Raw genomic sequence first — 21,470 nt, 5'->3', positions numbered from 1 at the left:
AGAGCTTGATCAGCCGACTTCAAGCCGAAGCCCCCACGGCGGAGTTTGACGGATGGTGCAGCAGTCGCTGAACGTCACGTACTCGGACGGCGGCTCTCAGGTGTTGTGGGAGGACGGCGAGCGCGTGTTCAGTCGCGGCTGGCGACTGGACGACAATGGCAACCGGCTCGCCGTGCTACTTGTTGCGCCTGCCGCCGACCCCCCGGCCCGGGCGAGACTCGATCGCCTCACGCACGAATACGAGCTGAAAGATGAACTCGACGGGGCATGGGCGGCGCGGCCGCTCGCCCTCATGCGCGACGCCGGTCGGACCGTACTGGTGCTCGATGATCTCGGTGGCGGGGAGCCGCTCGATCGTTTGCTCGGGGGGCCCATGGAGGTAGGACGCTTCTTGCGCCTTGCTATCGCTGTTACCTCTGCTCTGGACAAGCTTCATCAGCGCGGGCTCATCCACAAAGACATCAAGCCAGCTAATATTGTAGTGGACTGCGCGGATGAACACGTGCGGCTCACTGGGTTTGGCATCGCATCGCGCCTGTCCCGCGAGCGGCAGGCGCCCGAGCCGCCCGAGACCATCGCAGGTACGCTTGCCTACATGGCACCCGAACAAACCGGGCGGATGAACCGCTCGATCGACGCCCGCAGCGATCTCTACGCCCTCGGCGTCACGCTGTACCAGATGCTCACGGGCGTTCTGCCCTTCACGGCGGCTGATCCGATGGAATGGGTGCACTGCCATATTGCCAGAAAACCAGTGCCGCCAGGGGAACGGCTAGAGGGTGTCCCAGCGCCCGTCTCGGCGATCATTATGAAGCTGCTCGCCAAGACTCCCGAGGATCGTTACCAAACCGCCGGCGGTGTCGAGCGCGATCTGCGACGCTGCCTGGCGGAATGGGAAGCGCGCCGCCGTATCGATGACTTTCCGCTCGGCCTGCTGGACACGCCGAACCGGCTGCTCATCCCCGAAAAGCTGTACGGACGAGATCGTGAGATCGCCACGTTGCTTTCCTGCTTCGATCGCATCATCAAGACCGGTGTACCAGAGTTGGTGCTGGTCTCCGGATATTCCGGTATCGGCAAGTCCTCTGTCGTCAATGAGCTGCACAAGGTGCTCGTACCGCCCCGCGGCCTTTTTGCCTCGGGTAAGTTCGACCAATACAAACGCGACATCCCGTATACCACGTTCGCGCAGGCCTTCGGCAGCCTTGTCCGCCCGCTTCTCGGCAAGGAGGAAGAGGAGCTGAGCATCTGGCGCGATGCCTTTCGCCAAGCGTTGGGTCCAAACGCGGAGCTTATCATCGATCTTGTCCCGGAATTGAAACTAATCATCGGAGAACAGCCTCCGGTTTCTGTCCTTCCGCCATTGGATGCGCAACGCCGATTCCAATTGGTATTCGGGCGATTCATCGCCGTATTCGCGCGGCCGGAGCACCCGCTTACGCTGTTCCTCGACGATTTGCAGTGGCTCGATGCAGCAACGCTCGATTTGCTCGAAGATCTTCTGAGCCGGCAGGACCTGCAGTACATGATGTTGATCTGCGCCTACCGAGACAACGAAGTGGACTCCGCCCATCCTCTGACGCGCAGGCTCGAATCAATCCGCAAAGCTGGCGCGGTAGTGCAGGAGATCACCCTCGCGCCCCTGGCCTGTGAACACTTGGGACAATTGATTGCGGACTCCCTTCATTGCGAGCCGGAGCGCGCCACATCGTTGGCGCAACTAGTTCACGAGAAGACTGCTGGCAATCCATTCTTCGCTAACCAGTTTATTTATGCGCTTGCCGAGGAGGCGTTACTGATTTGTGACCACTGCAACGCGCGATGGTCTTGGGATGTAAATCGCATTCACGCAAAGGGTTACACTGATAACGTGGTGGACCTCATGGTCGGGAAGCTGACTCGGCTGCCCGTTCGAACTCAGAACGCATTGCAGCAGCTTGCCTGCCTAGGCAACAGCGCGGATTTCGCACTACTTACGAAGGTTTACGGAGGCTCGAAGGATGTAGTGCATCGAGATCTCCTGGAAGCGGTCCGAGTTGGGCTCGTTCTCCACTCCGAAAGCGCGTATAGCTTTCTGCATGATCGTGTCCAGGAAGCGGCTTATTCACTAATACCTGAAACGGCCCGCGCCGAAGCTCATATTCGAATCGGCCGCCTCCTCGCAGTCGGCATTCCGCCAACGCAGATCGAAGAGAAGATCTTCGACATCGTAAACCAGCTCAATCGTGGCTCTCATCTCATAGTGTCAGATCAGGAGCGTGAGCGGGTCGCAGAATTGAATCTAATTGCAGGTAGACGCGCGAAGATCTCAACCGCGTATACTTCAGCGCTTTCGTATCTCGCCGTTGGGCGGGCGTTTTTGACCGAGCAGATTTGGGACTACAACTACGAGCTCATCTTCGCCATCGAATGTCTCACAGCCGAGTGCGAATTACTGACCGCGAGTAAGGTGGCAGCCGAAACTCGACTTTCGATGCTGGCGCGTCGTGCCAGAAGCGGCCCCGACACCGCCGCCGTCACACGTTTGCGGCTCACGCTTTATACCACTTTGGACCAGAGCGATCGCGGCCTCGAGATATGCCTTGAATACCTCCAGCGTGGAGGCATTGATTGGTCACTTCATCCGACTCGTATCGAAGTACAACGCGAATACGATCGAATCTGGTCCCAGCTTGGAAGTCGACAAATCGAGGAACTCGTCGACTTGCCTTTGATGAGCGATCCGGACTTACTCGCTACTCTAGATATATTAGCCGAGTTTCCGGCAATGCATATCGAGGAGAACTTATCTTCGCTCGTTGTTTGTCGAATGGTGAATCTGAGCCTCGAGTATGGCAACAGCGATGGGTCATGCTTCGCTTATGTATGGTTCGCCCAGATCGCTGGACCTCGCTTCAGCAACTATCAGGACGGTTTTCGTTTCGGCCGGCTTGGCTATGAACTGGTAGAAAAGCGCGGCTTAAAGCGCTATCAAGCTCGAACGTACATGTCCTTTGGTAACATTGTCATGCCGTGGGCAAAACATGTCTTAGAGGGACGTGATCTGGTACGTCGCGCCTTTGCTACTGCTGACCGCACAGGGGACATCACATTTGCGGGTTATAGCTGTAATCACTTGATAACCAACTTTTTGGCAGCGGGAGACCCGCTTGCTGAGGTGCAGCGGGAAGCCGAGAGAGGTTTCGAGTATGCGCAGAAGGTTCGGTTCGGTTTCGTCATTGACAATCTCGCCATGCTGCTCGGATTTATTCGGACGCTTAGCGGACTGACTCCGACGTTTGGCTCCTTCAACCACGAGGGTTTCGATGAGCTTCGATTCGAGCGCCACCTAGCGACTAATCCGGTCTTGAAGCTGCTCGAGTTTCGATATTGGGTCCGTAAGTTACAAGCACGGATCTTCGCTGCGGATTATGCTTCCGCAATGGATGCGTCATTGAGAGCGCAACAGCTACTTTGGACCTCACCATCACATTTCGAAACGGCTGAGTACTGCTTCTATAGTGCGCTCGGCCACGCGGCAGCATGGAATTCCGCATCGCCGGACGAGAAACAGGAACATTTTGAGGCTCTTGTGGCCCACCGCAATCAACTCGAAGTATGGGCGGCGCGCTGTGCGGAAAACTTCGAGAACCGCGCTGCCTTGGTCGGTGCCGAGATCGCCCGCATGGAGGGCCGCGTACTGAACGCTCAGGAGCTGTACGACAAGGCGATCCGCGAGGCCCGCAAACATGGGTTCGTGCACAACCAGGCCATTGCCAACGAGATTGCCGGGCGTTTCTACGCAGAGCGCGGTCAAGAGAAGATCGCGGCGACCTATTTGCGGGCCGCGCGGGCCTGCTACCTGCGCTGGGGAGCCGACGGAAAGGTTCGCCAACTCGAGGAACTTTATCCGCACCTCAAAGTGGACAAGGATTCCCCGGCGACGATAGTGACACCCTTCGAGCAACTCGATTTGGCTACCGTAATCAGAGTTTCGGAAGCGGTGTCAGGCGAGATCGTTTTCGAGAAGCTAATCAACACGCTCATGAGTGCGGCAATCGAACACGCGGGTGCCGATCGAGGTCTCTTGATTCTTCCGCGAGCCGATAAATATCAAATCGAAGCAGAGGCCATAGCCAGCAGTGACAACGTGACCGTGGTCCTGAAACAGGCGCGCGTCACGACCGCAGATCTACCAAGCTCGGTGTTTCACTACGTGCTTCGCACAAAAACAAGCGTTCTCCTGCACGATGCGTCCAGTCAGAACCCGTTTTCAGCGGACGACTATATTCGCGACCGTCGCTCACGGTCAGTGCTCTGCCTGCCGATACTGAAACAGACCAGGTTGATTGGCCTGCTGTACTTGGAGAATACCCTTACGACTGCCGCATTTACTCCTACTCGAATGGCGGTGCTCACGCTGCTCGCGTCCCAGGCGGCTATCTCAATAGAGAACGCTAACCTGTACCGCGAGCTGGCCGAGCGGGAGGCGAGGATCCGACGGCTAGTGGATGCCAATATAATCGGCATCCTCTTCTGGGATATAGACGGCCGGATCATCGATGCTAACGAAGCGTTTCTCCGCATCACCGGATACGGCCGCGACGATGTTGTCTCCGGTCGACTGCGCTGGCGGGATCTGACGCCCACCGAATGGCGCGATGCCGACGACCGACGAATGGCGGAGCTCGAGGCGACCGGAACGGCGCTACCCTACGAGAAGGAGTACTTCCGGAAAAGCGGCAGCCGCGTACCGGTGCTGGTCGGGGCAGCGACGTTCGGCGGGCGGTCCGACCAGGGCGTGGCCTTCGTGGTAGACTTAACTGAGCGCAAGCGAGCGGAGCAGGAAATTCGCGAAAGCGAGCGGCGCTACGGCGAGGTGCAGATGGAGCTCGTGCACGCAAATCGAGTCGCGACACTGGGGCAGCTCTCGGCTTCGATTGCCCATGAAGTCAACCAGCCGATCGGGGCAACGCTCAACAATACTTCCGCTGCGTTGCACTGGCTGAGCAAAGAACCGGCAGATTTGGAGAAAGCTCGGCAGGCTCTCAACCGGATCTTTGCAAACGGCAATCGCGTCAGCGACGTCGTCGCTCGGATGCGCGCCCTTTTCAAAAAAGCACCTCTACGGAAAGAAGACGTGGACATTAACGCTGCAATTCTCGAGGTCATCACCCTGACCCGTGGCGAGATCGTGAAGAACGGCATTTCGGTCAAGTCGCAGCTCGCGGACGACTTGCCGCTTATTCAAGGAGATCGGGTTCAGCTGCAACAAGTGATCATGAACCTGATCATCAACGCCGTCGAAGCGTTGAGTGCGGTCAGCGAGGGGGCGCGAGAATTGGTGATCACCACTCATACCGGAGAGCCCTCCGGAGTGCTCGTCGTGGTGCGGGATTCGGGTCCAGGTCTCAGTTCAGAGGGTCTCGAGCGTATCTTTGACGCCTTCAACACCACAAAGCCTGGCGGCTTGGGGATGGGTCTGTCGATTTGCCGCACCATCATTGAAGCGCACGGAGGGGGCCTCTGGGCCACCGCTGCCCAGCCGCAGGGCGCAAGTTTTCAATTCACGGTGCCCGAGCAGTCAAATGAGGCAGCGTAAATTGAACATCTGCAGCAGGCCATCACCGGAGCGGGTGCCTACAGAACTGACGAATCTTGATATGACTCTTGCAGTTTTGTGATTTCAAGCACGCGCCATTGTCCCGCGACCGGTTCGCAGCAACTACGCTGCAAAACCGGACACAAATGTGCCTCTCGTCTAGCCACCCTGATGAATGGTGGAGAAACTGAAGGATGCCTGGAGTCGTGTCGTCTCCGCATGCGGAGCGAATGACGGGTCCTTCGGATTCGCTTGAAGAAGCAGACGAAGAGTCGTGGAGCCACCTGCAACCTAGGCAACCGGCCATTGTTTACTTCACATCGCGGATAAGTATCGATTCCCATGCACCAACGATTCGCTGTTCGGAGTGCAAACATTCAGCAGCTGTCGCTCGTATTCGCGCTCGATCCAGCTCCAGCAATGGCAGGAGATCTGCGCCAGCCGAAAAGCGTCGCGGAAGACGAGGCGGCCACGCATCATTTCGATAAGCCCATCCTTCCTGAGTTAAAGAAGGCAGTCAGTAACGCCTGCACGGCGCACTCCGAGAAGCTGAGCAAGCACTTGGTGCGTGAGAGGGATCTCGTCAGATCCCAGGGCCTTGCGCGCGAGCAGGAGCCTCGCCCAAGGCGCTGCTGTAGTTGATGGGACGTATTACATGCCCCTGGTTGGGCGGTCTGAGTGAGCACGGAAGCGATATAGGCGTGCACCACACTGCGGAAAGTCGGCAGACGAGCAATCGCCTCCTGAAAGCGATCCACGGTGAGGCGATTAGCCGCGCCGGCACCTGCACAATTCGACGGTGCATCGGCTGCGTCTTTGCGGTCAACGCGAGATGTATTCCAGCAAGCCCTTCCGAGCCGATCAGCCACACCTCTACAAAATCTTCCGGCCCCACCTTGGCACCGACCGACACAAGACCACTCTCTATGAAATAGACGTGCTGCATGCGAACGCCGTAGCGATGAAGAACTTGCCGTTTCATCAGCGGCACCTCTTCCGAGAGCAACAGAACGTGCTTGAGTTCGTCAGGTGGAAGCAGACGTAGGAATCTGTTGCGCACTTCATACATCAGACTCAACGTCCTAGTACGTTCTGAGTAACCGAGCTATCCAACTGTAGTTTTCGTACCAAAAAAACTGAGGCGGAGAGGCGACGTAACGCATCCGGGTCAGCTCAGGTTGAGTGGCGGGTCGGGGGACTTGGTTCGTGGCCGAAGGGACAATCCCGCAGGTTCGTGTTGCGCACCGCGTTCAGCGCGAACTGCAGAAGGTGCTGGCGGCGGCGCTGGTGCGGCGGGGTCCGACCGGGCCGACTGGCAACACGGGTCCGGCGAGCTTCAATCAGCTCCGCCAACCACACACACCTTGGCTGCCGGCCAGGTCCGGATCCTTCTGGAAGCTGCGAACGACATCATGGAGAACGCTTAGTCGCTCTCGTGCTTGATCCCGTCTCGAACATCGCGATCAGGTCCACGAGGCCGAAGGCGATCGCGCTGGCACTGGCGTTGTTGTCCTGTGCCACAGTGGCGAACAGCCACGCTCTCCGCTGCCGGCGAGACCGCTACCAATCCTGAGTGCGCGAGGACAGTGCACGACAACCGTCATGATCAAGATGGTCAAGGTCGACGCATTGGGACGCGCAACATCGAGTGGTCCATGGCAGCAACGAGAGTCTCTGCAGCTGGCGCTGATGGCATTCCATGGCTATGGCACTCACCGATCGCGGCAGCAATAACCATCGTTTATCGAGTCTATGGCAGGACGTGATTTCCTTCAGCAGTTCTGGAAGGTCATTCTCGTCGGTGGTGGACAGTCATTGTCAACACGAATAGGAGCCACCATGAAGTTTCAAGTCGACAGCGTCGCAATTGCTGTTCCTCTCGCACTGGCCGCCGCCCTAGCTAAATCGCCTGATGGCGCAGAGGGCTACCGATATTCCACGTGAGGTTGCCCGCACCACGCGCCGGCGCTTTTGCGACGGCGCCCTGGACCGACACGCCGACGTGTCCGTCGTATTGATAAAGTTCCGCTGCGTTCTCCTGAGGATAGATGCTGAAATGAACGAGACTGCAGGGCCCCAGCCGGCCGATCCACGGGATGTCGCATGGGCAATTTAGCGAACTGGCTTTATCTTATCGGATCGCTGTGCTTTGTTCTTGGTACAGTGATCAACATGCTCCCGGTTTGAGGAAGGCGAACGTCGACTTGAGAGGTTTTAGCGCTCCGCGGCCATGCGCACTCATTCTCGTGTCATTCTCGACAAAGCCAAGCGGTCCCGCCTGCCAGTATGAAGCGGCCCGTCAGGGCTTGAAACCCACTACTCAGTCTGTGCCCTGGTGGATGCCCGCAGCGATTAGATATTCGCTAACTGCCCGCGGACGAACTCCGCGCACCGAATCCCATCATCATGGCCGGCGCGTTCGTGTTGCCTGCATTGATGTTTGGCAAGGCGGAAACGTCCCATAGTCGCAATGCTTCGACACCGCGCACTCGTAAGCGCGCGTCAAGCCTAGCGTAAGATAATTTCCTCAGCGAGTTCGCCGTGCCGTTCGACCCTGCGCCAGCTTCAGAGCCGCGCACTCGATTTCGCGAAGGCGGCTGACACTGGCAGTTGCACGAAACAATCGAGAATGGCCGCGGCACTTATGGCTATGAGGCCGATGACTAAGCATGAAGCGATGAACGGGCGCATTGCGCTTCTCCTGATCTAATCTGACAGCGAATAGCTTTCAGTTTCGACAAGATGAAAGTCCTGCCAAGCGCGCCAACAGAAGCATAGAAAGTTGCCGATTGCGCGTCCTCCAAGTCGACAAAAAAGCGTTGGGCCCATGTCGTAACATGCTCTTTAAAAAACCAGCGATCTGCGCCGGCCGGAGCCGCGATACTTCCGCCAATGAGACCCGCCATTATCTCGCAGATAATTGAAACGTGGTCCTCCGGCTCCGACCTCTGCGCGTGCTCGATAACAAGAGCTCCAAATGTCTGGCGCAAGCGCGCAAGCGCGCGAGCGGGCGGGCGTAGAGCGAGCCGGTCAGATAGTGTGACGCATACGGCGAGAGCAGGCTTTGTCCGAGCCCAACAAATAGATCGAAATACTCCCGCCCAGTGCTTTCCTCATCGCAGCTAGCGGCGGCTTCCGCGAGCGCCGCGTGAGCTGCGCCGAGCAAGCTGCCGTCGCCCCGGAGCAAAGCCAGACGCTCTATCATTCGACTATCCGGGCTGCGGGCAAGAAGAGTCGCCAGGAGCGCATACTCCCGTGCGCGAGCGCGATCTATCGTGTCGACGATCCGTTCCGGGTAGGTGTGAGGCAAAGGCCGCTGCATCCGCTCAGATCCGCCTGCGATGGTCTCGAAGTCCTGTTACGTCGGTAAGGCTCCGCCGTGGGAAGCGCGCCAGGGCGAGGAGTCATATTCCTCTGTCGCAAGATCCTCTTCGATGGTGGTCGCTTCCAAATCGGGTTCGCTCGGTACGCCCGGAGTAGCCGTCCGGGCGGGATCGGTCGCTCTGCACTCACTAGCGCTTGACGGTACCTGCGCGACAGATACCGGTGTCGAGCTGCCTAACGTCTGATATTCGCCGAGCACCTGCCGCCGCAGATCGGCAACCTTATCTTCCGCATTCAGCGCACTGAAGCCCGGCATTGCGTTCGGATCGTTGAAATCCCATTGGTTCTCCGCGATGCCAATGAAGTCACGAATGGCAGGGTCGCTGGCCCAGGCCTGACGAAGCGCGGCTCGCGTTAGTTCGGCCGGCACCCCGCTCTGTAGAAATGCCTCGATATCGGTATCAACCTTGATAGTTTCGATGGCCGGGAGGCGTGCCGTATCAAACGGCCCTTCGGGGGAGCCGTCGGCTTCGCGGTCAGCAGCATCCGGCGCGAGATCCGGTACCCGTGTTGCACCATGCTCTAAATCCCCCACTTCCAACCTGGAGTCGTGCCCCGCACCTGATTGGCTTTTCAGCCGCATCCAGCGTGAAACGAAACTCTTTGGCCCGATCAATGGTCGCTCTCCCTCGCCTTTTCGGGCCCGTTGCGGTCGGCGGGCCGCCTCCGCTTCAGGAACGGCCGCTCGACATGATGCGTGGCGATGAACTGAGCGATGGTTTCGGCGATTTCCGGCGGCATCGGTACGCTCTCTACCAGATTGCTGCCCGTGTCTGTGAAGGCTTCGCCTTCGGCCGGATCGGCAGTCACCGAAAGCAGTTCATAGGGCGGGTCGGATGGGGTGGGATGAAGAACAACCCAAAGTTTGGGCGGCGCCGCCGCAAGATTGTTCCGATAATAGCTCGTCTCGGTCCGGTGCAGGTTGATAGTTGCATCACCAGCGTAAAATAATATCCGGTCGGCTCGTGTGGCGAGCGGCGTCCATGCTGCCGCGGAGGGCGTTCCGGCCCCAACACCGGCCTCCACAGAAACTTAGCCCATGTGCTCCTCGCCTTCCGTCGCTCAATGAGGACGCCGACTGGAATGCTCGTGAGTGCCGTTGATCTCAATTCACCGCCTCCGAATAAACGACCGGCAGTCCGGTCACGAGATTCGGCTTCAAGCGCCGCATCCCATCGCGCGTCCGGGCGGCCAAGAAATACATTGCCTCGCCCCTCACCTTGTCGATCATGCCTGACGGGTATCGAAACATCATTCGATAGAGTCCGGCCATGCTCTGTCGCGTGATATCGTCGATTTCGCGTTTATTGCAGATTGCGTCTCCGATCTGTGGCATTCGTATTCAACTGGACATACCAGAGCAATAGCGCGCCGCGCAATCCGGCGAGTGGCTCGACCGCAACATCGATCCAAGCAATGAGAAAGGCAGCCCCTCACGACTTCACCAAGTGGCGCAAATCCGCGGGCCGGGTTTCGGGCTGGCTTTTTGGGATTGGGTTCGCTTGGTCGTTCGACGTTGGTCGAGCCGCTCGCCCATCGTCCCCGAACCGTTCAGCGAAAATGCGCCGCCGACAATCGGGCACCTCGCAATCGAACCTCCGGGTGATCACGCAAAGGCGCATTTTCCTTGCCTGTATAGGCCAAATCTGCAGCCTGTCGGTCGTATGGGCTACGATTCTTGATCTCGCCCGCACGATGCGCACTCGGCCACGCCGCTTTCCGCTCGGACCGCTACAATAATCGAGTCACATGAATCACCTGCGCTCTGGATAACTGACCCACTCGTCACAAAGAAGGAAATCCAAATGTTAGCTTGCATGATCCTGAGTCCTCCGCTGGAGAAACGCAAGCTCGGCAGAAACATCATCGGATCTGAGTCCAACCCAATGTTCGAGGCCGATACACACTCAGTGCCTGCGGAACGACTGAACCGGTTACGGCGAATGAGACACGCGCCCGCTCGTATTATTGAGGCGTCTCTGGGTCGACGCGACGGAAACAGGGCCGGACGCGCATAAAAACAAGCCGACAAAACACTCCTGCAAGAGATTGCGTCAGAAGGCAAACTGCGTGCGCATCGCCACGGCATCGAATTTCGAGCCGACATCGGCGGTCGAGACCGGCGAGGCCTGCTTGGAGATATTGCCATGCAGGTAGTCGAGCATGAAGCGGACGTTGCCGTTGACATACCAGTTGAGTGCGAGCGTGTAGACGGTCTGGCGTCCGCCGGCGATGCCATTGGCGGTCGCGAGCTGATCGTTGAGGTCGATCTGGCTCACGCGTCCGGCGACTTCCCAGGCACCCCAGCCGCCGCCATCCAGCGAGAACGGATGCGCCGGCTTGACGCCGTTATAGGCCGCGTTCGCCGCATTATAGCTACGACCTTCGCCGGTCAGCACGTAGCCGGCCTGCGCGTAACCGCCCTGGAACTTCAGGCTCGACGCACCGACCAGCGGCACGCCGGTGTTGGCGGTGCGATCGACATTGTACCAGAAATACTCGCCTTGGAGGATCAGCGGTCCATAGGTGGCGGCCGCCTCGAGACTGTAGACCTGCGCGCCCGAGACATTGGCGATCGCACCGGTGGACACCAGCGTCGTCGGGTCCAGACGCAATTCCGGACGGTCGCTGAGCGTGACCGTCTGTGTGTTGGCGATGAGATTGCGCGGCGGCTGGATCAGCCACTGCGCGTCGGCACCGATATGCACCGAATAGTCCTTGCCGCTGATGGGGTTGCCTGCAACGCGCGCCACGGCGCCATATTGCTCGCTGGTGCCGGCTGGCGCGGCGCTCGAGGCGGAGTGGATCGCGCCCGTCGCTGGTCCCGTGACATAGCCGCCGATCCAGAGCTGGTCGTTGTACCACCGCGTGCCGGCCGCGGAGCGGAAGTCGCCGGCGGCAATGTTGGTGGCGATGATGCCCGGCGAGGCCCGCTCCATGAACATGATGTCGTTGGAGCTCGTGGCCTCGTCCAGCGTGTAGGGCAGGTCCATGATGCCGGCTTCGACTGCCATCCTTCCGCCGAACGGCTTCAAACCGGTGTAGCTGAGATAGGCATTCTCGAGGCCGGAGACGCCGCCGCCGGGCAGCGATCCCGGAGCTGCGCCGCCAAATCCATCGGAGGTGCCGCCGAAATCGTAGACCAGTGCGAAATTCCAGTCGTTGAAGAATTTGCCGGCGAGCCCGATGCGGGCGCGGCGGACGTTCTCGCCGCTGTCGAGCTTCTGCGGCACCGTGGCCGCGGTGTTGGGACGATAGTCGTAGCCGCCGACATCCCAATGCACGCGGCCAGTGATGGCGACGCAGTTCGCTCCATCGGCGGTGCAGATGGTTGGCCGGTTGTTCGGCATCGTTACGACAACGCCGGATGCCGGTGCAGGGCCCTTGAGCGGGATCGCAGCACTAGCGTTGGCGACGACGGCCTTGGCCTCCGACCGCGCTTCGGCCTTTGCCTCTGCCCTTGCTTCGACTTTGGCCTTCGCCGTGGCGGCCGTGTTCGCGGCAGTCTGGCTCTGGAGCTTATCGAGCTTCTGCTCCAGCATCTTCAATTGCTGCTTCAGGAGCGCGATCTCCTGCTCGCTGTTGCCTGCCGACTCGGCATGAGCTTGCGACACCACGAGGGCACCGGCGATGCCCAGCGCCGTTGCAAATGCTTTCCTGAGCATTTCACATCCCCTGCTTTCCATGAGACGTCCACCCTCATTCAACAACCCGAGCGCCAGGATCACATAAACTACGTCGGTCGCTCGGAGCCGTCGTCAATTCCGCCGACGCACGCACCTGCAATAACGTTGCGCCGAGTGAGCTCAAATGCCGTCGGAGAATCGTCGCACTACTTGACCATAAACTAGACCTTGTGGCCAAGAGCGCTCGACGCGATGCCGATCCTGTCGTGCGCCCCCGTGCTGATCGATGCGACCTTCGCAGGAATTCTCTGTCACATCAAGGTATCTGTCGTCATGATTAAGTGGCTACCGGCGCGATTGCCGGAGCACTATAACGGAGGATGCAGAGCAGTTCGAAGAGGGCTTGAACCCTCCGTTCAGCGCTCTCGCTCTTGCAGTCTGACATGTTCACTCTTGTGGGTTTGATAATCCCCGTGCTTGTCACGGCCCAGTTTTTCACCGCGAACGGGTTCCATTACTGTCGCGCGCCTGAACGAATGCCCCTTCTCGAGGTGTTGGGCGATGCGCTCCTTTGCGGCTGTAATGATGCTCTCACGTGCGCGCTCGTCCTTTGGGAACGCGCGTGCTAGCAGCTTCTCGATGATGGCGACTTGCGACCGTGCCGCGACCAGATCGGGATCCCGGGCGGCCGTAGGTCGGTCGCTTACGCGAAATTTCTCCGCGGTCACACGCCAGCGGTTTCGCGGCACCTGCCGCCTTTCCGTTCGCGCACCTCCGGCTGCATCGATGACCTTGATAGTTTTGAGGACGCGCTCGACGCCCTCCCGGCGCAGTTGGATTTGGTCGCCGGGCCCTGCCTTGCTGTCGGCGATCGCCTTTTCCAGACCCACGCCCCACACTTTATGCCGCTGGCCGTTGTCGAGCTCGATGGCCACGTAGGCCGTCGTCTCGGCGTTGTTCCGATTGCCGTAGGGTGCCTGGCCGAAGTCGATCAAACGCCCCGAAATGCCTTTGTCGTAGTCGAACCTGCCGTGGGCGCGTCCTTGTCAACATTTGAACGAGTCTCAACCTCACGCGTGCGAGGGTATCTTCGATTCCGGACTTCTCTTCGGTCGGCCAGCGCCTGCCGATCGAGATCGGTCGGCTGATACCCCTGAACTTATTCCACGCGCACCAGCCTCAAGCCAGGCCTTGCGTCGGAATTCCGCGGAGCCGCGGACGTGAAGTGCCTCCCATTGGCGATGTTGTGCCACGCTGACCATGTCCCGGATTACTTCCGCTGCGGCCAGCCGGGTGACCAGTCGATCTTCCGTGATTTTGAAGGCCAGATACTCGCCACGTTCGTCGGCATAGAAGCGCGTTTCCCCGCTATGCCGGTCTCTTCCGGTCTCATTTGCAATGACGTAATATTTGCGACTGATACGCTCGGGGAGCGCATTGTCATCAACTATCGCGGCGGACGACCTGGCGGCCGACTTTGACTTCGCTTCCGCCTGGTCGCCCGGTTCGTTTCTCCCCGGACCGCGCCCTGTGCGATCTTGCCGTTCAAGGCTGAAGTCCTCGCTGTTGTCACGCTTGTCGTTCATGCTGCTGCCCGTTCTGCTTGCGGCCGGACCGTCGCGCCGGCGGAATGGCCTGGGCGTCGATGTAGTTCAGGGGCCAGGCCTTTAACTCTTCCTCGGAGAGCCCTTCGAGGTCCACGTCCACGTCGCCAAAGTCGAAACTGGCGCCGTCAGGAATCGCGGAGGGATCGGCCACCTCCTCGTCGGTCATCGGCCGCGAGCGAAAGACCGCGCGCAGTTCAGCGACCTCGGCGCGTAGCTCCTTGAGTTCTGCATCCAGCGCATTCGAGCGACCCTTGGGCATCTCCGGAGTAGGCGGCGGCAGCAGACGCCGCAGGAATGCCTTGTCCTCGTAATACACGATCTTGTCGGCAACAACGGGTGGAAGCCCGGCGCAAGGATACACGAAATGGGCCGGCCATTATCCGCCCCGAAGCCCCGCGGAATGGCTGGCCGACGGCCATGTCACCTGCAGCATCCAGTGTCTGAACGGCCGCTGCGATCGCAGGGTCGACGGGCGGCTCGACACGCTTCCGCAGGATCAGCCGTGGTCTCGCATCGGCTTGCGCCTGGTCTGATCGGCATGCGGCGCCGCAGGATCTGTGCATATCGTCCCGAACTGGCACGACAGTCTCGGGCGAGTTAGGCCAAGGATGGGCTCGAGGTTTTGATTCCTGCAATGAAACTCGTCACAGAACGCCCCTTCGCCGACCCGGAAGTCGCCGCGCGTAAGCTGGTTGAGCTAGCGTCGAGCATCGAGCCGGTACAGGACGGTCGCATCCACATTGAGAAGATCAACTATCCCTTCCTCTACACGCTCAAGGGAAGCGGCACGGAGTTCGGCGCCGGCATCAAGTATGCAGTCGAGCACGGCTGGCTCGAACTGCACGAGAGCGGGACCTACGTGCGGCTGATCAAGGCTGAAGGGCACGGATAGAAACGGCCCCAGCACACCCCTATGTGCCGGGGCCGTCGGAGGTCCCTAGGCGGCATGTCATCGCCAAGGGATCCCGACATTAGGAGCATCCGGCAATCAGTTCTGTTCACTTTCGGACGCTGCTATATTGTTCCCTCGGGGGAACGGAGTAGCCGCAATGAAAGACATGCAGGCTCAGTTGGAAAAGCTTCGCGCGGATGCGGCGGAGTGCGCCCTCATCCGCGATCTGGCGACCGCCCCGAAGAAACGAAGCTTTTCACGAGGTTGGCCGATCACCTGACGGTTCTCGCATCAGAAGTTGAACGCGCAATCGCGGACAGTGTGAAGCGCATCTGATGAAGGCGGGCTGGGGGCGGCCGTTCGAGGATGATCGTCGAGGTAGACGGGCGCAAGCTGGGGTTGGCATCATGAGGGCCTTGAACCGCGGAGGGCCGACACCAGATGGCGGGCCTCAGCGCAAGAAGGGCAAACCGTGCAGGGTGATCCGATGAGCCGAATAAACCAGACCGGCCGTAGGATTATCTACGTCATGATGGTGATCGTGGTGCTGCTGGTCTTCTGGCAGATTCTCACGCCGCTTTGAGAAGGCCCGCCAGATAGCTTGTCCGCCCGGTCACCGCCCGCGGTGATCACTCGGTGACCGGACGCTGTCAATCGGAGTGATACAGGCTCTTGTCGCCGCGCCCTCGAGATGCACCGTGCACGCGCCGCACAGCGCCATACCGCATCCGAACTTGGTGCCAGTCATTTGGAGCATGTCGCGAAGCACCCACAGCAGCGGGGTGTCGCCGTCAGCGTCCATCGTATGCGGCTTGCCGTTTACCGTGAGAACATATGCCATTCTGCACCAGTGATATTATCGCGTGTGACGGTAAGGCGCCGTAAGCGCCCCAACCTTGGCGTACATCGGCCGCTCCGGAATAACCTCAGATCGTGCTCCATGGGGTCGCGTTCTACTCGATGGCTGGCGCCATCGGCGCTGGTCCGACGTGCTCAGCTCGGGACCAGGCGCCCCGGCGATTTCAGATACTTCGTTGTGATTGCATCGGCCGCCCAATAGGCCAGAGCTCCGACAGTGCCCGTCGGATTGTGCGACGGGTTTTGCGGAAAGGCGCCGGCGCCCATAACAAACACGTTGGGAACATCCCAGCTTTGCAGATAGCGGTTGACAGCGCTGGTTGTCGGATCGGCTCCCATAATGGTGCCGCCTGTCGTGTGCGTCGTCTGGTAAGGGACGATCGAATAAGGGCCCTTGCGATAGTTGATGCCCATTTTGTCCGGGTTCATGTGCTTGGCAATGTCGGCTGCACGATCGGTGCAGTACTTCGACATGTCCAGATCGTTTTTGCTGAAGTCGAACGTCATCCGCAGCAGGGGATTGCCGAAGCCGTCCTTATAGTTCGGGTCGAGGTCAAGATAGTTGCTGCGCTGGGCTGTGACGCTGCCGAAAGACGCGATCACGAAAGTTCGGTTATACCAGTGGGCAACCGATTGCTTCCAGCCTTTGCCCCAGCGAGGCTCGCCTGGTGGCAGGTTGCGGAAATCGATCGGCCGTTGCCCCTTGCTCTCGACACAGATGTAAGAACCACCCACGAAGCCGAGCGGCCCATGATCGAAGTTGTCGTAGTTGAAATCATCTATGATCATGGCGCACGCACCGGCGCCCATGAACGGATTGAAGACTTTATCGTTGAAGTGCGCGGTAACGCTGCTGGACATCTGGTAGGCATAGTTGCGCCCAACGCCACCCTTACCGGTCTTAGGATCGTAGATGCGACCGATTCCCGAGAGCATCATCAGCCGTGCGTTATGCAGACCAAATGCGCAGAGCAGTACCATATCGGCGGGCTGTTCGAACTCGCGACCTTGCGAGTCGATATAGGTAACGCCGGTTGCCTTTTTGCGGCCGGAGTCAAGATTGACCTTAGTGACATGAGAAAGCGTGCGTAATTCGAATCTAGGGTCTTTCAGCAGAAGTGGCAGAAGCGTCGATTGCGGGCTTGCCTTCGCTGACATTTCGCAACCGAAGCGCTCGCAGAACCCACAGTACACGCAGGAGCCCATGTCCACACCCTCAGGGTTCGTGTAGGCCTGCGTAACGTCGGAGGATGGCTGAACATAGGGGTGAAACCCCATTTCCCGCGTAGCATCCTCGAACATCTTCATTTGAAAGCTGCGCTTCATCGCCGGGTTCGGATATTCGCGCGCACGGGACCCTTCGAAAGGATTCCCGCCCTCCTGGATCACGCCTTTGATGTTGCCGGCCTTCCCGGCGGTGCCGCAGAGATATTCGAAGCGGTCGTAGTAGGGCTCAAGTTCGTCGTACGTAACTGGCCAATCTTGTATCGTCATTTCTTTAGGAATGAACGTCTTGCCGTATCGTTCGCCATAGTGGCTGCGGATCCTGAACTCGCTGGGCGCGAACCGATAGTGCTGGCCATTCCAGTGGACGCCTGCGCCGCCCACACCATTTCCCGGCAAGAACGATCCCCAGCGCCTGATCGGCAGCGCCGTCTGGTCGACGTTGTTGCGAAAGGTGAGAGTCTCGCGGGAGGCGTCCTGCATTAGGTCATGACGAATGGCGAAACGCAATTCGTCATGTATCATCGGCGCGGCAAAGTTCGGGATAGTGTCGCGCATCCCGCCGCGCTCAAGCGCCAGCACGTTGAGTCCCGTTTTTGTCAGTTCCCTAGCCAGCACAGCCCCGGTCCAGCCAAAACCAACAATGACTGCGTCGACGGGTTTCAACTTCGTCGCCATCGGAATTCTCCTTCGATCTGAAAATCAGCTCAAGTCAGCAATGCTTTGGCTTGGTTCGGTGTAAGGCTTGTTGTAAGTCGTCTCGATCAGGTCGACGAAGTTCCCGGTCGCCCCGCTATAGCCGATCATCTTCCACGCAGCCTTATCGCGATTGCCGCCGTAAGCGGGATCGCTGAAAAAGCCTTCCATCACGTTCTGATAAAGCAGATCAAGGAAGAGGCCAGCAGGAAGCGGTCCCGAATCCGCTTTGCCTGTGCCGAGATCATTTAAGACCTCATCGCGCTGACTTTCCGTGATCGATGAAAAGTCCTTGCCGTAGGTCTTGGTGCAGTATGCGTTGATCGCCGGGATGGCGGCGCGATAAGCTTCCGCAGGAGAGAGGCGAACCTGCCATCCTTGTTGGGGCACCCCAGGATGCCATGGACCTTGCATAAACATTTTACCGCCTTGCCCGAAACCGCCTGCCAATTGCTGATCGATGAAATAGGCAATGCCCAAATCGACGCCGCTGGCCGTCAAGTCATCGGCCGGAATCATATGATTGACCGCCGCCTCGACCCAGGTGGCCTCATCGGGATTGAGGAACGTGTAAGCGCGCTTCTCGGGTGGTGCGGAAGTTGCCGTCTGTGCGGGTGAGGATGCTTGAGCAGTCTGCTTCGCGCCCATCTGCATCGCATGCTCTGCCGATGCGGGTTGTGGGGCGACTGATCCGCCAGTTACGCCGACGACGCCAATGACGCCCGCTCCAACAACGAATTCACGACGTTTGATGGTCATGGCTGACCTCGCCCTTCAAGTTGTGACGGCCCGCAAGTGTCAAGGTGCCGCCGGAGTATCAACAGCTCGCGCTGCTGCCATGCCTGCCATGACAGCGGTCTTGCCTGCTTTGAGTTTGGCCGCTGCCGCGGCGTAACCTCCGTCGGCCCCATCAACGAAGTGGACGTGATCTGACCGGATGTTTGAAGGCACGTAACAGGTGAGATGCGCGCTCCTCTGACGATGTGTGCCCGCTACACAAACGCCAGAGAGCTGGGCCGAAACCAGTCGAGCCTCGATAGCATCTGCGATTTCCGGCGAACAGTCCACCGTCATTTTCAGGCCATCGTCGAACTTTCTGAAATCCGTATTGTTCGAAATCTCTCGTCGATATTTGAGGGGTTTGAACTGGCCCATGCGAATACCTGCTGAAAGAACGAATCGCGTCTTGATGGCTCGTAGTGCATCTGCGATGGCCGTCAGAAGGTGCGCGTGTGAGGAGTGCTTATCAAGCAATCTCTGGATTTTGCCTCCGAGCCAGGCAGGCAACGGACCGCCCTCCGGCAACGGGTGGCCCGATCGACGCGAGGAAAATTCGATCAAGGCCAAAACATCCGCTACCAACGCCGCGTACGACCTTTGCTCTTCGACCGGAATGGCGATGATAGAGAGGATGGTGCCCTGCTCGGTAGGGATTGGCCCGAATCCGCAATAGAGCCCTGATAAATCGGGCTTGGCATTCAACGGTGCGCGGCGTACTTTGAATTCTCCCTTCTTGAGTTGTCCTTCCGCCCACGCCATGCCGCCGCCGGTGAACATGGCGTACGAGACGTTCTCGGACGCGGCATATCGCGCGACACGAACATCGTGACCGGCTGCGCGGATTGCAGAAACGGGAACGATCGCGACTCGAAGCACAAGATCGAGAGTATCGTCTGCCCAAGCCGCAGTTCGCACCAATGCATACTTCACTTCGTCAAGATACTTGCCGGGGATCGCTACGGTCGCTCCGTCGCCGCCGAAAACATAGGGAAAGCAGAGTTCAGGTAACGCGTTGGTTATGGCGACCAGCACCGCAGCGCCCACCGTGTTGACGGCTTTGTATCGGCCGGTCTTGATCGCCGTCGTCGATTGGACGACATCGGCAATTCCGATGAACCAATCGCGCGGTAAGGGGAGATAGCGATCGAAATGCGTTATTTGTGAGAAGTTATCGAACGGCTTCAGATTGGCGTAGAAATGCTCTGTACTCGCGCTTTCCGTATTCGTGCTTGAGAAGGCGCGTTCATGAGCTGATTTGCCCGTCAAGCTGTCTTGGAGCGTCATTTGCTCGCTCCTTTGTCGTTATCCCAAACCCTCCCAACAGGACCGGGATGCGCGCGTGAGCTTACCAATAAGCCTGTTTCACCGTTAGCTACCACGTCGTCACCGTCAGTGATGAGCTTCCGTTGATTCTTTGTTGCGATAGCCTCTTTGGACCACTCGGCCAACTGAACATCCCGCATCGGTGAATAACCAGCACTGAGCTCGATGAAATGCGCAAGGATAAGGCAGAAGACATACGCTCACGCTGAACTCTTCTCAGCTTGCTCCAAGAGCGACGTGCGAATGATCGAGGAACGCTATGATGTCTCAAATACATGTTGGCTAGCGGCAGCTCGAGGGAGCCGCACACGGCCAAGCTTTGGCCTCACCGGGATAGGAGTAGTCATAGGTCGGATAGCCCCGGTACGAATTATCAGTAGGATAACCTCGCCGCACCCGATAGCGCACGTCCGTCGTCGCGGCTGGTACCGCCGCCTTGATCGACGTGCCATTGATCGGAGCAGCAGACGATTCGGCCGTTGCAGCCACCGCGATAGGAACAGCAATTGCGAGCGCAATCGCGAGGCCGCGGACTTGAATAGTCACGGTAGCTCCTGTTCGCTTTGAAGATGACTATCCACCACCCGACGAGAATGACCTTGCAAAGCCGGAGAGGGAAATCACCTCTCGTCATAGAGTCGATAGACGATCGTTATTGCCGCCGCGCCGCGTGATGCCCGAGCGAGGAATGCCACCAGCTGCATCTGCAGAGTCTTTCCGCCCTTGGCCCAATCGAGGTTGCGTGTGCCAACGCGCGCCGCCGTCCGAAGCAGATGAAGAGGATGCGGCAGGGCCATTGAAGGATAGGCTTATTGCCGAACTGACGGAGCACCGTACGCCGGCCTTGCGCGATGCCCTGGCAGAAAATCCCGCGGTCACATTCCAGGCGGTACTGCACAACTTCGTGCTTTTCCGCATCCCGCGGCAGCAAGAAGCGGTGCCAGTTGCGGGCGGCGCTGAGCGAGATCGCAGACCGCACGGCCTTCAAGGTGGCATGGGCTGGACCATCGGCAAGACCAGTAGCGGCCTTGTGCGGGTGAACCGTCCCAAGGAACTCCCGTTCCTTGAAGGGCAGCGCGACATGAGACCGAGTGATTCTGCCGGAGCCAGCTCGCCGGATTCGGAGGGAAAACGCGTCGCCGCAGCAGCTCGGACTAGTCATTCATGCGCCCCGAGCGATCGACTGAAAGACTTCATCGCGCTGATAGCAAGTGGTGGACGAGAGCCACGGCTGCATGCACGCCGGCAACCCAGAGGATGGCGTCGCCGAGGGTGGTATGTATGTCCATAATCAGCTGCCCCAGTCCATGCGCCTTCGCGATCGGGAAGTGATGTCGAATCCGGTCGGCGGACTAACCCATGGGATCAGTCCGCGGACCCCGCAAACCCCTCACAGAGGCGCTCTTACAAAAACATTCTGACACGCCCAATACTTGGCGAGGTCACTCCCGGCGTTACAGAAGCACTCGCATACTTGTTGATCAGCACTGGACCCGCCT

The 21,470-nt window shown here is 59.0% G+C and carries 18 protein-coding genes and 1 pseudogene; 3 read left to right on the top strand and 16 right to left on the bottom strand.

All coding sequences use genetic code 11. The annotated features are described in order from the left end of the window. Positions 1-52: 52 nt before the first annotated feature. Entirely contained in the window at positions 53-5,581 is a 5,529-nt protein-coding gene (locus tag IVA80_RS20340) for an ATP-binding sensor histidine kinase (RefSeq protein ID WP_247434226.1), read from the top strand. Between the two features lie 583 nt (positions 5,582-6,164). On the opposite strand, the gene IVA80_RS20335 is transcribed toward IVA80_RS20340, so the two are convergent. The 11 genes from IVA80_RS20335 to IVA80_RS20290 all read right to left on the bottom strand — a co-directional run bounded on the left by IVA80_RS20335 (position 6,165) and on the right by IVA80_RS20290 (position 14,514). Further along, entirely contained in the window at positions 6,165-6,650 is a 486-nt protein-coding gene (locus IVA80_RS20335) for a hypothetical protein (protein ID WP_247434222.1), read from the bottom strand. Between the two features lie 1,294 nt (positions 6,651-7,944). Next, complete coding sequence (locus IVA80_RS20330) at positions 7,945-8,070, bottom strand: hypothetical protein (RefSeq protein WP_247434220.1); 126 nt, start codon at positions 8,068-8,070, stop codon at positions 7,945-7,947. A 174-nt stretch (positions 8,071-8,244) separates the two neighbouring features. Continuing rightward, positions 8,245-8,571, bottom strand: a complete 327-nt coding sequence (locus tag IVA80_RS38235; RefSeq protein ID WP_253075736.1) for a molecular chaperone TorD family protein — start codon at positions 8,569-8,571, stop codon at positions 8,245-8,247. Next, on the bottom strand, positions 8,487-8,786 hold the full coding sequence (locus IVA80_RS38230) for a molecular chaperone TorD family protein (RefSeq protein ID WP_253075735.1): 300 nt from the start codon (positions 8,784-8,786) through the stop codon (positions 8,487-8,489). Before IVA80_RS38230 ends, IVA80_RS38235 begins: the two co-directional genes overlap by 85 nt. Positions 8,787-8,939: 153 nt before the next feature. Then, on the bottom strand, positions 8,940-9,581 hold the full coding sequence (locus IVA80_RS20320) for a DUF3306 domain-containing protein (RefSeq protein WP_247434217.1): 642 nt from the start codon (positions 9,579-9,581) through the stop codon (positions 8,940-8,942). Next, a complete protein-coding gene (locus IVA80_RS20315) occupies positions 9,578-9,991 on the bottom strand; it encodes a DUF3305 domain-containing protein (RefSeq protein ID WP_346348007.1) in 414 nt (137 codons plus the stop codon). Before IVA80_RS20315 ends, IVA80_RS20320 begins: the two co-directional genes overlap by 4 nt. A 79-nt stretch (positions 9,992-10,070) precedes the next feature. Continuing rightward, positions 10,071-10,238, bottom strand: a complete 168-nt coding sequence (locus tag IVA80_RS20310) for a hypothetical protein (RefSeq protein ID WP_247434213.1) — start codon at positions 10,236-10,238, stop codon at positions 10,071-10,073. Positions 10,239-11,019: 781 nt separating this feature from the next. Further along, positions 11,020-12,630, bottom strand: coding sequence for an OprO/OprP family phosphate-selective porin (locus IVA80_RS20305; protein WP_247434209.1), 1,611 nt, complete (start codon positions 12,628-12,630; stop codon positions 11,020-11,022). Between the two features lie 377 nt (positions 12,631-13,007). Further along, positions 13,008-13,586, bottom strand: coding sequence for a hypothetical protein (locus IVA80_RS20300; protein ID WP_247434206.1), 579 nt, complete (start codon positions 13,584-13,586; stop codon positions 13,008-13,010). A 75-nt stretch (positions 13,587-13,661) separates the two neighbouring features. Beyond that, positions 13,662-14,177, bottom strand: coding sequence for an LPD7 domain-containing protein (locus IVA80_RS20295; RefSeq protein ID WP_247434203.1), 516 nt, complete (start codon positions 14,175-14,177; stop codon positions 13,662-13,664). Next, positions 14,161-14,514, bottom strand: coding sequence for a hypothetical protein (locus tag IVA80_RS20290; protein ID WP_247434200.1), 354 nt, complete (start codon positions 14,512-14,514; stop codon positions 14,161-14,163). Before IVA80_RS20290 ends, IVA80_RS20295 begins: the two co-directional genes overlap by 17 nt. A gap of 318 nt (positions 14,515-14,832) precedes the next feature. Between IVA80_RS20290 and IVA80_RS20285 the strand changes: the two genes are divergently transcribed. Together IVA80_RS20285 and IVA80_RS38370 are read left to right on the top strand one after the other, a co-directional pair. After that, positions 14,833-15,090 (top strand): hypothetical protein, encoded by a 258-nt coding sequence (locus IVA80_RS20285; protein WP_247434196.1) that lies wholly within the window; start codon positions 14,833-14,835, stop codon positions 15,088-15,090. 157 nt (positions 15,091-15,247) lie between these two features. Further along, entirely contained in the window at positions 15,248-15,370 is a 123-nt protein-coding gene (locus IVA80_RS38370; RefSeq protein WP_256467474.1) for a hypothetical protein, read from the top strand. Between the two features lie 363 nt (positions 15,371-15,733). On the opposite strand, the pseudogene IVA80_RS20280 reads toward IVA80_RS38370, so the two are convergent. From IVA80_RS20280 to IVA80_RS20260, 5 genes and pseudogenes are all read right to left on the bottom strand, one after another. Further along, a pseudogene (locus tag IVA80_RS20280) lies at positions 15,734-15,931 on the bottom strand (2Fe-2S iron-sulfur cluster-binding protein); the annotation flags it as partial. 152 nt (positions 15,932-16,083) lie between these two features. After that, positions 16,084-17,850, bottom strand: a complete 1,767-nt coding sequence (locus IVA80_RS20275; RefSeq protein WP_247434193.1) for a GMC family oxidoreductase — start codon at positions 17,848-17,850, stop codon at positions 16,084-16,086. A gap of 24 nt (positions 17,851-17,874) precedes the next feature. Continuing rightward, a complete protein-coding gene (locus tag IVA80_RS20270) occupies positions 17,875-18,627 on the bottom strand; it encodes a gluconate 2-dehydrogenase subunit 3 family protein (RefSeq protein ID WP_247434191.1) in 753 nt (250 codons plus the stop codon). A gap of 39 nt (positions 18,628-18,666) precedes the next feature. Continuing rightward, positions 18,667-19,932, bottom strand: coding sequence for a DUF3095 domain-containing protein (locus tag IVA80_RS20265; RefSeq protein WP_247434188.1), 1,266 nt, complete (start codon positions 19,930-19,932; stop codon positions 18,667-18,669). A 321-nt stretch (positions 19,933-20,253) separates the two neighbouring features. Then, on the bottom strand, positions 20,254-20,517 hold the full coding sequence (locus tag IVA80_RS20260) for a hypothetical protein (RefSeq protein ID WP_247434185.1): 264 nt from the start codon (positions 20,515-20,517) through the stop codon (positions 20,254-20,256). Between the last annotated feature and the right edge of the window lie 953 nt (positions 20,518-21,470).

The organism is Bradyrhizobium sp. 139 (assembly GCF_023074175.1).
Lineage (GTDB): Bacteria > Pseudomonadota > Alphaproteobacteria > Rhizobiales > Xanthobacteraceae > Bradyrhizobium.
Note: the sequence above shows the minus strand (reverse complement) of the source record. Positions and strands in the feature narration are given on the sequence as shown.